The following is a 12975-nucleotide window of genomic DNA, read 5'->3' as shown; positions in this document are numbered from 1 at the left end:
TGAACTTACGCCTTGCTGCACGCTGGTTTAAATAATGAAGAGATCCATATACTCATTGACCGGCATCTGCTCCAGGCGAGCTCTGTCCAGGGAGACATCCAGGATGCGCTGCTGCTGACGGGTCGGGAACTGACGCGCCAGGTTGATTTTGAACTTCTCGACCAGCTTCGGCATGCCGTCAGTACGACGACGCGCATGGCCGATTGGGTATTCCACTACCACTTCTTCAAAGCGTGAGCCGTCGGTGAATTCCAGAGTGATGGCGTTGGCGATGGCGCGTTTTTCAGGGTCGTGGTAATCGGCGGTAAAGGCCGGATCTTCGAAGCAGTTGATCTTCTCGCGCAGTGCATCAATGCGTTTGTCCTGCGCCACACCGTCTTCGTAATCTGCCGCCGTTAAGCGCCCGAACAGCAGCGGAATGGCCACCATATACTGGATACAGTGATCCCTGTCCGCCGGGTTATTCAGCGGGCCTTTTTTATCGATGATGCGGATACAGGCTTCGTGCGTACGAATGGTCACTTTTTCGATATCGGCAGCGGTCTTACCTGCGGCCTGTAACCGCTCGTACAGCGTCATGGCCGCTTCTACCGCGGTCTGCGAGTGGAACTCGGCCGGGAAGGAGATTTTAAACAGCACGTTTTCCATCACATAAGAGCCGTACGGGCGCTGGAAGCGGAAAGATTCGCCTTTGAAAGAGACGTCGTAAAAGCCCCAGGTTTTCGCCGTCAGCGCAGACGGATATCCCATCTCACCGGTTTTCGCCATCAATGCCAGACGTACCGCGCGCGAGGTCGCATCGCCTGCGGCCCAGGATTTACGCGTGCCGGTATTTGGTGCATGGCGATAAGTACGCAGCGACTGGCCGTCGACCCACGCCAGCGACACGGCGTTGAGAATTTCATCCCGGTTCAGGCCAAGCATCTCAGCGACCACCGCCGTGGAGGCCACTTTTACCAGCAGGACGTGATCGAGACCAACACGGTTAAACGAGTTTTCCAGCGCGATACAGCCCTGAATCTCATGAGCTTTGATCATCCCGGTCAGCACCGTTTTCATGGTCAACGGCGCTTTCCCCACCGCCACCGCATTACGCGACAGCCAGTCAGCCGTGGCCAGAATACCGCCGAGGTTATCAGAAGGATGCCCCCACTCAGCGGCAAGCCAGGTATCGTTGAAGTCCAGCCAGCGGATCATCGCACCGATGTTAAACGCCGCCTGCACCGGGTCGAGCTGGAACTGGGTGCCAGGTACGCGCACGCCGTTCGGTACCACTGTACCTGGGACGACCGGCCCCAGCAGTTTTTTACAGGCCGGATATTCCAGCGCTTCCAGGCCGCAGCCTAAGGTATCAAGCAGGCAATAATGCGCAGTGTCATACGCCACCTTCGAGGTGATCTCGTAGTTCATGACGTAATCAACGATATCAACGATTTCACGGTCAAATTCGGGGCGGACGTTCGAAATATGTGCGGACATAGGGTACATTTCCTGTTTTTTATCTTTAGAGGTTTTTGAATTAGCAACGTTTTTCAATCGGGACAAATTCGCGATCTTCCGGGCCGGTATAGTTGGCGGAAGGACGGATAATTTTATTGTCCTGGCGCTGTTCGATGATGTGCGCCGCCCAGCCGGTGACGCGGGCGATAACAAACAGCGGGGTGAACATTTCGGTGGGAACGCCCATCATGTTGTAAGAGACCGCCGAGAACCAGTCGAGGTTGGGGAACATCTTTTTCGTTTCCCACATTACGTCTTCCAGACGGTCAGCGATGTTGTACATTTTCAGCGAACCACCTTCCTGAGAAAGCTGTTTCGCCACGCGCTTGATCACCTGATGGCGCGGGTCGGCGATGGTGTAAACCGGATGACCAAAGCCAATCACCACTTCTTTGTTTTCCACGCGTTTACGGATATCCGCTTCGGCTTCGTCCGGCGTTTCGTAGCGCTGTTGGATCTCCAGCGACACTTCATTCGCTCCGCCGTGTTTCGGTCCACGCAGTGCGCCAATCGCGCCGATAATCGCGGAATACATATCGGAGCCGGTCCCGGCAATCACGCGGCTGGTAAAGGTGGAGGCGTTAAATTCGTGCTCGGCGTACAGCACCAGCGAAATATGCATCGCTTTTTCCCAGCTTCGCGAAGGCTTTTCGCCATGCAGCAGGTGCAGGAAGTGACCGCCAATGGAATCATCGTCAGTTTCCGGCTGAATACGCTCGCCGTTATGGCTGTAGTGATACCAGTACAAAAGGATTGAACTGAGCGACGCCAGTAGCTTGTCGGCAATATCGCGCGCGCCGGAGACGGTATGACCTTCTTTTTCCGGCAGCGTACAGCCCAGCGCGGAGACGCCGGTGCGCATCACATCCATCGGATGCGATGCGGCAGGCAGCGCTTCCAGCACGGTGCGTACGTTAGCAGGCAGTCCGCGCAGCGCTTTGAGTTTGCTTTTATAGGCGGTGAGTTCATCGCGGGTGGGTAATTTCCCGTGGATCAGCAGATGCGCGACTTCTTCAAATTCGCACTGCTGCGCCAGGTCGAGAATATCGTAGCCACGATAGTGCAGGTCGTTACCGCTTTTGCCTACGGTACACAGCGCGGTATTTCCGGCGGCAACGCCTGACAGCGCAACCGATTTTTTAGGTTTAATGACATGGGTACTATTTTGCAGGATCGTTGTGTCGCTCATGTTGTCCTCGTCATTTTTATAATATGTAGGGTACAAATCTATTGCCGGATGGCGGCTGTGCCTTATCCGGCCTACGACGGTTACTTTTTGCTATACAGCGCGTCGAGTTTCTCTTCGAACTGGTAGTAATTGATGCTTTCGTACAGCTCGTTACGTGTCTGCATAATGTCGATCACGCTCTTTTGCGTTCCTTCCTGACGCAGCACGTTGTAAACCTTTTCCGCAGCGCGGTTCATAGCGCGGAAAGCCGACAGCGGATACAGCGCCATCGCGACGTTAGCGCTGCGCAGTTCATCGGTGGTGAACAGCGGCGTAGCGCCAAATTCGGTAATGTTGGCGAGGATCGGCACCTGCACCGCGTCGGCAAACTGGCGGTACATCGCAAGCTCGGTGATGGCTTCCGGAAACAGCATGTCCGCGCCTGCTTCGACGTACGCCTGGGCACGATCGATGGCTGCCTCTAACCCTTCCACCGCCAGCGCATCGGTCCGCGCCATGATGACAAAGTTGGGATCGGTACGTGCATCCACCGCGGCGCGGATCCTGTCGACCATCTCTTCTTTAGAGACGATCGCTTTGTTCGGGCGATGGCCGCAGCGCTTAGCGCCGATCTGATCTTCAATATGCAGCGCTGCAGCACCCGCTTTGGAAATCGACTTCACGGTACGCGCCACGTTGAACGCTGATGATCCAAACCCGATATCCGCATCCACCAGCAATGGCAGCGGGCAAACATCCGTAATGCGACGAATATCAGTCAGCACATCATCAAGGGTTGAAATACCGAGATCCGGCAGCCCCAGCGACCCCGCAGCGACGCCGCCGCCGGAGAGATAAATCGCCTGATACCCGGCACGTTGGGCCAGCAGAGCGTGATTGGCGTTGATGGTGCCCACGATTTGTAATGGATTTTCTTTGCTGAGCGCGGCGCGAAACGCCAGCCCTGGGGAGTGTAGAGACATATCCCGTCCTCTTGTTATCAACTTGTTAGCATTCGTTGATTTACTTAAAGCAAGGGGTATGCCAAAAAATTTTTATGAGCAATTTTTTTCAATAAAACCATTAACAACAATGTATTATAAATAACAATGTAATAAAAACTTCAAATAACACATTATGTTAATGTTTCAACGGAACGGTATTAAACGTTTCGTTGAAACATTTTTGAAACAGAGTTAAAATTGAATTACTTGATTTTAACCACACAAGGCATCTCACAGCTTTCCAAAAGTGTGGTTCATACTTTTGAAATTAAAATTTATTTAAAATCCTCAATAATACTTGAACAAAAAATAACATTGTTGAGATCACCAAAATAAATTTTGAGAATACCTCTGGAGCTGGATACCAGGTCTCTGTAAATGCCACTCCAGCTCCACTCAGTACAGAAGAAGCGACTAACACAGCAACAAAGACCCCAGCTAATCTTATTATTTTTTTCATCATATTTATCAACCATTATCAATAATGGAGGTATCCCTCCATTATTTTCAATTTTTATCTGCAAACTCCCCCCATGCCTCCAGAATTACAATTACTGTTAGTACCAGTTCCTCCACCATTACTATTATTGCCACCATTAGAAAAACAACCGCCCGCCAATCCCCCGCCCATGATACCTAAAGCCATTCCAGCAGGACCTCCCATCATGCCTGCAATAGCCCCACCAATAATTCCATTATTACAGTTAGTCACATCCTGCCATAAACTGCCGTAAAAACCAGAACGATTACCACTGCTACTATTTTTGTTATTGTTTCTGGAAGAAGAGCTACCTGCGTTCCTGCCCGACTCATAATTTGAGTTCGCATTTCCACCTGATACGCAACTTATTTCCATTAATGATAATTCCCTTATACTCATACTTAATTACTCCTTTCAATAAAAACCAAAACCGATAATTATCTCACTAACACTTTTAACATAAAATTTAATACCAGCAAATAAGCAATTAAAGTTAAGTATGTTTTTGAGACATTCAGCGCAAAATCAAAAACCCTTTAATAACAAACCTCAAATACATCTTTTGCACGAATACAAGTCAAAAAAGCATTCAAAGCAACAACACTTCTATTTAACAGGGCTTGACACAAACACGTTGTTAAATCTATTAATAATATGCACACCCAGTTATTCACAAAGTATATGAATGACCTAATATCAATATGTTTTATAAATTATATATTTAAATGATGGAATTATTCAGAAAAGAAGTTCTCGATAATCACTATAGAGTAACAACCGGAGATATTCTCATACAGTCTTCACTGTGTATGACTATTAGCACTATTGCAACCATCCTACTAATAATTGTGTTAGCTATATTTATTACCTTTGGAGAGTATACGAGAAAATCTCGTCTCACTGGAATAGTAATGCCTTCATCAGGTTTGATAAAAATAACTCCAAAATTTAATGGTCATGTAACAAAGTTAACAGTCAAAGAGGGTGATCATGTTGAAAAGGGACAATTACTTTATCAAATCAGTGGCGAACATTATGATCGTCAGGGGACTGGAACATTCGCAATAATAAATCAATCATTGCAAGCTCAATATGCAATGCTTACAACACAGCAAAATCTTGAAAAACTTGACAACGATCAACAACAGCAAGCAGCAAGCAGCAAGCAGCAAGCAGCAAGCAGCAAAACAGCAAAACAGCGAATCCCATTAATTTTATTACAAATAAAAAGTGCAGAACAAAGGTTGTCACTAGCAAAAAACCAAGTAGAGCTTTCATCCGCGACCGTAAAACGTTATCAGAAACTTATTAAACAAAAATATGTATCTGACATTGACTATCAACAGAAACAGATAGAAGAAACAGCAGCAAAAGAAAATGTGGAAAACCAACGCCAATTACTTCTACAACTTCACACTTTACTAGACACTACCAAAGATAATCTTTCACATCTTACTCTTCAAGGGCAAAGTAGGAATACAGAATTAGAAAGACAGTTACAAGAGATACGAAAACAACAAGTCGAAATTTCCAGCCAAGAAAATTTTGCATTGACAGCACCTGTCTCAGGTACAGTGGCGGCCATTCTTGTAAAACAAGGACAATCAGTCAAAGCATATGAACCTGCATTAACATTAATACCTGAGAATACAAAACTTCAAATCGAGCTTTATGCAACCAGCCAGAATGCAGGCTTTATACGTGCGAATCAGAAAGTATCATTAAGATTTCAGGCTTTCCCATATCAGAAATTTGGTGTTCAATACGGTGTTATTCGTGAAATAAGTCGAACAACGTTATCACCATCAGATTTGCTCTCAATTACACCTCTAACCTGGACGGTTAACGAAGGGCACTATCGTGTAATTGTTGAACCTAAATTATCCTATATTTTGGCCTATGGGAAAAAAGAAACACTCCGACCAGGAATGCTACTTGAAGGGGATGTCAGCCTGGACACCAGATATTTATGGGAATGGCTAACAGAACCAATCTGGTCTCTCAAAGGAAAAATATGATGATAAAAACAAAATTGATCGATAGAAAATCCCCCCCCCATGATTAGACAAACAGAATCTGCGGAATGTGGTTTGGCTTGCCTGGCGATGATATCCAGTTGGCATGGGCTATTAATTGATCTACCCACACTTCGTAACCGTTTTAATATAAGCACGCAAGGGATGACTCTACAGCGTTTAATTGATTGTGCATCAGATATCAATTTTTCATCTCGACCAGTTAGATTGGAGCCAAACGATCTTAAATCACTCAATCTTCCCTGCATACTTCACTAGAATATGAATCATTTTGTTGTACTATGTAAGGTTCGTAATAATAAATTGACAATCCATGACCCCGACAAAGGAAAGTTATCTATTTCTGTCTCAGAAGCGGGGAAACATTTTACAGGAATAGCACTCGAACTAACTCCAAATAGTAATTTTACACCTCGTAATGAAAAAACAAAAATACGATTAAGGCAGTTAACAGGAAAAACTCAAGGGTTATTTTCTTCTATGCTTCGCATAATAACTTTTGCTCTGGCACTAGAAATAATCACTCTTGCTGGACCATTAATTAATCAAATTGTTATTGATGAAGTTTTAGTTGCTGCAGATGAAAATCTATTAACTGTTATTGTTATTTCTTTAGCTTTACTATCTGTAACACAGTTGTTACTTTCCCTTGCCAGACAATTAACCAGTATAAACATGTCTGTAAATTTTAATATGCAATGGACCGCTAACGTTTTTCATCATCTATTGAGGCTTCCTCTCACATGGTTCAATGCCAGAAGCCAAGGAAGTATTGAAGCTCGTTTCAATGCCATAAATAACATTCAGCAAGCCCTAACCTTACAAGTACTTGGCGGCATTCTCGACTTTCTTTTGCTTATAACATCGTTAAGTATGATGTTGCTATACAGCCCAACAATGACCCTAATTGCATTATTATCAGCTTTGGTTTACGGGATATTGAGAATTCTTTGGCATCCAGCTATACGGCAGGCAACAGAGGATGCCTGGGATGCTGAAGCTCGGGAGTCAAGTTATTTCCTGGAAACTTTAAATGGGATTTTAAGCCTCAGAGTAAATGGCGTTACAGCACACAGAGAAGCTGCCTGGCTGAATCTCAACGTATCGAGAAGAAATACACAGTTGCAACAAAGCCGACTCATCATGGGATTTGATATTGCCAATACTCTCACAAAAAGTATTGCTTCCGTGATTATTCTATGGAAAGGCGCAGGAGAAGTTTTAGATGGCAATTTCACCGTAGGTATGCTTGTAGCCTATCTCTCTTTTCATACCCGATTTTCATCCAGTATTAGTAGCCTAACTGACTCTATTTTTTCCTGGTGCTTACTTGACATTTACAATGAGCGTCTTGCAGATATTGTCATGACTCAAAGAGAGGATAATGCAGCTCAAACTAGTATTGAGTTAAAACACGAACAGTCTCCAATTTTTAACGCAAGTATCGCCCAGACTCCAAAAATAAAAGCAGAGTACCCAGTGGTAGTCGAAAATATCTCGTTTCACCACAAAGGAGAAAAATCATTATTATTCAACAAATTATCCTTAACCCTTCACCAAAATGAAATTTTAGCCATCACAGGAAAATCCGGATGTGGGAAGTCAACTTTATTAAATATTATCTTAGGAATTGACCATCCAACTGAAGGCTCAATACTAACTTTAGGTATAAAAAACAACCATCCGGCTTATTTACACATACGTAAAAATATTGGAACCGTTCTTCAAAATGATATTTTGTTTCGAGGTTCAATAGCTGACAACATAATCTTCTTTCATGAAGAAAAAAACCACGAAAGAATGATTCACTGTGCGCAACTGGCCTTAATCAATGACGACATAGTAGCAATGCCCATGGGATATCAGACATTAATTGGTGAAAATGGGGGTGGACTATCAGGGGGACAAAAACAACGAATACTCCTTGCCAGAGCATTATATAAAAAACCGTTTTTTTTATTACTAGATGAAGCAACAAGCCACCTGGATGTAGAAAGTGAAATAATTATCAGTCAAACACTACGCCAAATCGGGCTTCCAATATTATTGATAGCTCACAGGCCTGAAACACTTGCATCAGCAGATCGAGTCTTACTTATGGAGCAAGGAACACTTACAGCAGTCAATTACGGGCCTTCTGTAGCAGGAAATTTATCAAAACAAAATTTATAGCAAGAGATTGGATACGTACTGAATAAATTGAAGCTTAAAGCGTGTCAGCTATCGTTTCATGAAACTGACCTGAATGTTTCATTGCAACATTTATGAAACACAGCTAAACCCTAATACTCGGTTCCTTACTTTTTGGGTTAGTTATGGCTGATACGCATCTTCCACCGCGGGTGAACGACGACAAACCGGTTATCTGGACGGTTTCTGTCACGCGCCTGTTCGAACTGTTTCGCGACATCAGCCTGGAGTTCGACCACCTGGCAACCATCACCCCCATTCAGCTTGGTTTCGAAAAAGCGGTGGCGTATATCCGCAAAAAACTGGCTACCGAGCGTTGTGATGCCATTATTGCGGCTGGCTCCAACGGAGCGTATCTGAAAAGCCGTTTATCGATCCCGGTGATCCTGATTAAACCCAGCGGATTTGACGTGCTACAGGCGCTGGCAAAAGCAGGAAAGCTCACCTCGTCGATTGGCGTCATTACCTATCAGGAAACCATTCCTGCGCTTCTCGCCTTTCAAAAAACCTTTAATTTGCAGCTTGAACAGCGCAGCTATATCACCGAGGAAGATGCCCGCGGGCAAATCAACGAACTGAAGGCCGGCGGCACGCAGGCGGTAGTTGGTGCGGGATTGATTACCGATCTGGCAGAAGAAGCAGGTATGACCGGCATCTTTATCTATTCGGCGGCCACCGTGCGCCAGGCCTTTGTCGATGCGCTTGATATGACCCGCCTGACGCTGCGTAGAAACGGTCAGTACGCTTCTGGCGATACGTTACGCACCCGCTACGCGCTCGGTGATATGCGCGGTCATTCTGCGCAGATGGAACAGGTGCGGCACACCATTATGCTCTACGCCCGCTCGCGCGCGCCGGTGCTAATTCAGGGTGAAACCGGCACGGGCAAAGAGCTGGCGGCACAGGCCATTCACCGTGAGTTTTTCACTCGTCAGGAGAATCGGCGCGGTAAACCCTCGCCGCCGTTTGTTGCCGTCAACTGCGGAGCAATCACCGAATCATTGCTGGAAGCGGAGCTGTTCGGCTATGAAGATGGCGCCTTTACCGGCTCTCGTCGGGGAGGACGCGCGGGCCTGTTTGAAATTGCTCATGGCGGAACCCTTTTTCTTGATGAGATAGGCGAGATGCCGCTGCCGTTACAAACCCGGCTGCTGCGCGTACTGGAAGAAAAAGAGGTCACCCGAGTCGGTGGGCATCAGCCTATTCCGGTCGATGTCCGGGTGATTAGCGCCACACACTGTAATCTGGAGCAGGAGATGAAACAGGGGGAGTTTCGTACCGATCTGTTTTATCGCCTGAGCATTTTACGCCTCAAGCTGCCGCCGCTACGCGAGCGGTTGCCCGATATCCTGCCGCTGGCGGAAGGTTTTTTAAAACAGTCGCTGGCGGAACTGGATGTGCCGTTTTCTGAGCCAGTACGCAAGGGGCTGGGTTTAAGTCAGCCGACGTTACTGAATTATGGCTGGCCGGGAAATATCCGCGAACTGCGTAATATGATGGAGCGCCTGGCGCTATTTTTAAGCGTCGAGCCGCAGCCGGAGCTGAATGTGGATTTTTTACAACAGCTATTACCAGAACTGGCCATTGTTGCAGACTCACCACAATCATCGTCATTGCTGACGCCGCAGCAGGTGTTGGCACAATTCAATGGTGATAAAACCGCGGCTGCACGCTATCTCGGAATTAGCAGAACCACGTTCTGGCGCCGATTAAAAGAAAACCCGCCGGTACAATGACCGGCGGGAATCGTGATTTTTACAGCAGCGTATTATTTTTTCTTGTAGATATTGGCTGTGCCATGGATTTTATTATCCGTTTGACCGGAAGTTAATACCACAACATCGGCACCTTTCTCTTCGGCTTTCTTCAGCAGTTCTTCTTTGGCATCTGCGACAGAAACTTCATTACTCGTTGAGATATCACCGATTTTTGTGTACTGCGACTCAACCTTTTCAAACTCAAGCTTTGTCATAAACTCCGCGGCATATGCGTTGGTCACGACAAAAGCTAACGCACCAATAAGTACTTTAATTCCAGTTTTCATATAAAAACTCCAGATTTTGTTATATATGCCATCATCGCCCCCTGAACATTCGACATGCGAGTCAAGGATGATTAATAAGTAGTTCAGGCTGACAAAAAGATCCAGAGTAGGCGGAAATATAAAGAGATTTTGCGAATCGTTAATTACGCAAAACGCAGTGGCGCTGCGTTTTCAACGCGCAGTGTGAGTGAATACGCAGAATGATAGACACACTAAAATTATAGTGTTAACTGTCACTCAAGCGCCTACTAATGGAAATGTTGTCTATGGAACCTTTGCACGCCGTTGCACTCACCGTCAGCCTGTTTGTTTTAACCTTTTTTAACCCCGGCGCAAATCTGTTCGTAGTGGTACAAACTAGCCTGGCATCCGGACGACGCGCAGGTGTGATGACCGGTCTGGGGGTCGCCTTAGGTGATGCGTTTTACTCCGGCCTTGGGCTTTTTGGTATGGCAACGCTAATCACCCAGTGTGAAGAGATATTTTCATTGATTAAGATTGTCGGCGGCGCCTATCTGCTGTGGTTTGCCTGGAACAGCATCCGCCATCAGGCCACGCCGCAAATGCCCACGCTACAGCAGCCGATTTCCGCCCCCTGGTATGTATTTTTCCGCCGAGGATTACTAACGGATTTATCGAACCCGCAAACCGTACTGTTTTTTATTAGTATCTTCTCCGTCACCTTAAGCGCAGACACACCTACGTGGGCCAGACTGATGGCCTGGGCAGGTATTGTGTTGTCTTCCGTTATCTGGCGTATTTTTCTCAGCCAGGCATTTTCTTTGCCTGCTGTGCGACGGGCGTATGGTCGCATCCAATGCGTTGCCAGCCGAGTCATTGGCGCAATAATAGGTGTCTTCGCGCTCAGGCTTATTTATGAGGGTATTAGCCATCGATAAGAGAGTTTAACTTGACCATCGCGAGGTAATTGTCCGTAATACTGCCTGAATTTTTAATCGCATGTTGAGTGGCAGCGAGATGGAACAGATTGAACCGGTAAACGACACATTACTCCTTACAGAATGGCAGGCGCTGATACGACAAACATCGCCTGACGTTCACACGCTCCTCACATCGTTAAGCGATGAAGAGATCCGCCATTTAGTGACCGTTTTTTATGACTATATGCTCTCCCATGCCCAGAGTGCATTGTTCCTCAATACAGAACAGGTCAGTACCCGCCTCAGCGGCAGTATGTTTGACTGGTTACGCAGCGTGCTCGGCAGCGCGCACGAAGATCTCTCACAGCTGCTGGCCAAACAACGCAAAATTGGCGTAGTGCATGCCCGTATCGGTCTGCCCATCGATCTGGTGAACCGCGGCGCGCGTAAGCTCAAAGATGAACTGTATCGGGTGTTGAAAACCAAAGCTGACGACTCGTCTTCCCTGCTGAGCAATGCTATCTGTTTCAGCAGTCTGGCAATGGATACTGCGCTGGAGGCCATGACCGTCTCCTATTCCCCAAGCCACCAAAACTCCCTGCATACACAGGAGCAGTATCGTCTGCAGACTATTTACGATGACGTTAACGTCGAGCGCGAACGGCAAATCCGTTCGTTTACCGACTGGGAAAACCAGTTTATCTATAACATTGCCACCGGAATGCCTTTCGGTGAAATGGTGTTTCTGGCGAACTCTGATTTTGGTATGTGGTTCTCACATAAGGGAAAACATATTCTTGGCAACAGCAATTTGCTCAAAGAAATGGAATCACTGATTGCAGAGATCGACATCCGTCTGGCAACAACCCTGTCGCCTCAGCATCAGCCGACAGAACCCGAGCGGATGAGCTTATTACAGGATGTTCGCCAGCAGTCGGCAAAAATCCATTTCCTGCTCGCTTCAATGTTTGAGGCACTGGTTAAGCAGGAAAATGGTAAAGATTCGCTGACCCAGTTGCTTAATCGCCGCTTTATTCCGACCATCATGCGACGTGAAATCTCGCTGGCGTTACATGCGCGTAAGCCTTTTAGCCTGGCGATGCTGGATATCGACTACTTCAAGCAAATTAACGATAACTTCGGGCATAATCTCGGCGATCTGACGCTCAAAAATGTCGCAGCGGTCATTTATGATCATATCCGTAGCAGCGATTACGTGTTCCGCTACGGCGGTGAAGAATTTATGATTCTGCTCGTCGAGTCAGATGAATCGCAGGCCAGTATTATTCTGGAAACGCTGCGCATGAAAATTGCTGAGATGCGCATGGCAGCCTCTGCGACAGAAACGTTTTCTATTACCGTCAGCATCGGTATTGCCGAATATGATTATCATCCCGACTACAAACAGGTGGTTGATAAAGCCGATCGCGCACTTTATCTGGCAAAAAGTAATGGTCGCGACCGCGTTGAGGTTTATCAGGAATAACCATTGCCCTGCAGAGAAATAAATACCTCATTCAGGGTATTTATCTGGCTTGCGATAAATATCGAGCTGTTATTTTTATTCAGGCATATTTGCATGATGAAAATAACAGCCACGTAATAAGATGTAAATCAAATACACCAAATCTAAATGGCGCTAGCATATCCCGGTGATAACGCCTTCTGAAT

The 12975-nt window shown here is 46.5% G+C and carries 11 protein-coding genes and 1 pseudogene; 6 read left to right on the top strand and 6 right to left on the bottom strand.

The genetic code is table 11. From position 1 onward, the window contains the following. Positions 1-27 precede the first annotated feature (27 nt). From OGX67_RS20825 to OGX67_RS20805, 5 genes are all read right to left on the bottom strand, one after another. On the bottom strand, positions 28-1479 hold the full coding sequence (locus tag OGX67_RS20825) for a bifunctional 2-methylcitrate dehydratase/aconitate hydratase (RefSeq protein WP_257652028.1): 1452 nt from the start codon (positions 1477-1479) through the stop codon (positions 28-30). Positions 1480-1519: 40 nt separating this feature from the next. Further along, positions 1520-2689: a bifunctional 2-methylcitrate synthase/citrate synthase gene (gene prpC, locus OGX67_RS20820; RefSeq protein ID WP_003838667.1), complete on the bottom strand. Its 1170-nt coding sequence runs from the start codon at positions 2687-2689 to the stop codon at positions 1520-1522. Between the two features lie 80 nt (positions 2690-2769). Next, complete coding sequence (prpB, locus tag OGX67_RS20815) at positions 2770-3651, bottom strand: methylisocitrate lyase (protein WP_003021316.1); 882 nt, start codon at positions 3649-3651, stop codon at positions 2770-2772. 289 nt (positions 3652-3940) lie between these two features. Then, positions 3941-4135, bottom strand: a complete 195-nt coding sequence (locus OGX67_RS20810; RefSeq protein WP_129622448.1) for a hypothetical protein — start codon at positions 4133-4135, stop codon at positions 3941-3943. 51 nt (positions 4136-4186) lie between these two features. Beyond that, positions 4187-4552, bottom strand: a complete 366-nt coding sequence (locus tag OGX67_RS20805) for a hypothetical protein (protein WP_257652032.1) — start codon at positions 4550-4552, stop codon at positions 4187-4189. A 512-nt stretch (positions 4553-5064) separates the two neighbouring features. Between OGX67_RS20805 and OGX67_RS20800 the strand changes: the two genes are divergently transcribed. The 4 genes and pseudogenes from OGX67_RS20800 to prpR all read left to right on the top strand — a co-directional run bounded on the left by OGX67_RS20800 (position 5065) and on the right by prpR (position 10115). After that, positions 5065-6171: an HlyD family secretion protein gene (locus tag OGX67_RS20800; protein ID WP_493524528.1), complete on the top strand. Its 1107-nt coding sequence runs from the start codon at positions 5065-5067 to the stop codon at positions 6169-6171. A 39-nt stretch (positions 6172-6210) separates the two neighbouring features. Beyond that, positions 6211-6531 (top strand): annotated as a pseudogene (locus OGX67_RS27015) (cysteine peptidase family C39 domain-containing protein); the annotation flags it as partial. Between the two features lie 138 nt (positions 6532-6669). Beyond that, positions 6670-8361, top strand: coding sequence for a peptidase domain-containing ABC transporter (locus tag OGX67_RS20795; protein WP_373371760.1), 1692 nt, complete (start codon positions 6670-6672; stop codon positions 8359-8361). A 143-nt stretch (positions 8362-8504) separates the two neighbouring features. Then, a complete protein-coding gene (prpR, locus tag OGX67_RS20790; protein WP_016149666.1) occupies positions 8505-10115 on the top strand; it encodes a propionate catabolism operon regulatory protein PrpR in 1611 nt (536 codons plus the stop codon). Between the two features lie 32 nt (positions 10116-10147). On the opposite strand, the gene yahO is transcribed toward prpR, so the two are convergent. Further along, positions 10148-10423, bottom strand: a complete 276-nt coding sequence (yahO, locus tag OGX67_RS20785; protein WP_003021310.1) for a DUF1471 family periplasmic protein YahO — start codon at positions 10421-10423, stop codon at positions 10148-10150. A gap of 266 nt (positions 10424-10689) precedes the next feature. Between yahO and OGX67_RS20780 the strand changes: the two genes are divergently transcribed. Together OGX67_RS20780 and OGX67_RS20775 are read left to right on the top strand one after the other, a co-directional pair. Beyond that, the gene (locus OGX67_RS20780) at positions 10690-11322 is read left to right on the top strand and encodes a LysE family transporter (RefSeq protein ID WP_071696909.1); all 633 of its coding nucleotides are present in this window, start codon (positions 10690-10692) and stop codon (positions 11320-11322) included. 79 nt (positions 11323-11401) lie between these two features. After that, on the top strand, positions 11402-12790 hold the full coding sequence (locus tag OGX67_RS20775) for a diguanylate cyclase (RefSeq protein WP_257652025.1): 1389 nt from the start codon (positions 11402-11404) through the stop codon (positions 12788-12790). The last annotated feature ends 185 nt before the right edge of the window (positions 12791-12975 follow it).

Origin of the sequence: Citrobacter sp. Cf118, from assembly GCF_030334095.1 — a bacterium.
GTDB lineage: Bacteria > Pseudomonadota > Gammaproteobacteria > Enterobacterales > Enterobacteriaceae > Citrobacter > Citrobacter freundii.
The sequence above is the reverse complement of the archived record's forward strand: the minus strand, read 5'-3'. Positions and strand labels throughout refer to the sequence as shown.

Coding starts and splice junctions, on each gene's coding strand:
- OGX67_RS20795 (WP_373371760.1), top strand. CDS start 6,670: ATGCTTCGCATAATAACTTTTGCTCTGGCACTAGAAATAATCACTCTT.
- OGX67_RS20800 (WP_493524528.1), top strand. CDS start 5,065: ATGCCTTCATCAGGTTTGATAAAAATAACTCCAAAATTTAATGGTCAT.
- OGX67_RS20825 (WP_257652028.1), bottom strand. CDS start 1,479: ATGTCCGCACATATTTCGAACGTCCGCCCCGAATTTGACCGTGAAATC.
- OGX67_RS20805 (WP_257652032.1), bottom strand. CDS start 4,552: ATGAGTATAAGGGAATTATCATTAATGGAAATAAGTTGCGTATCAGGT.
- OGX67_RS20810 (WP_129622448.1), bottom strand. CDS start 4,135: ATGATGAAAAAAATAATAAGATTAGCTGGGGTCTTTGTTGCTGTGTTA.
- prpB (WP_003021316.1), bottom strand. CDS start 3,651: ATGTCTCTACACTCCCCAGGGCTGGCGTTTCGCGCCGCGCTCAGCAAA.
- OGX67_RS20775 (WP_257652025.1), top strand. CDS start 11,402: ATGGAACAGATTGAACCGGTAAACGACACATTACTCCTTACAGAATGG.
- prpC (WP_003838667.1), bottom strand. CDS start 2,689: ATGAGCGACACAACGATCCTGCAAAATAGTACCCATGTCATTAAACCT.
- yahO (WP_003021310.1), bottom strand. CDS start 10,423: ATGAAAACTGGAATTAAAGTACTTATTGGTGCGTTAGCTTTTGTCGTG.
- OGX67_RS20780 (WP_071696909.1), top strand. CDS start 10,690: ATGGAACCTTTGCACGCCGTTGCACTCACCGTCAGCCTGTTTGTTTTA.
- prpR (WP_016149666.1), top strand. CDS start 8,505: ATGGCTGATACGCATCTTCCACCGCGGGTGAACGACGACAAACCGGTT.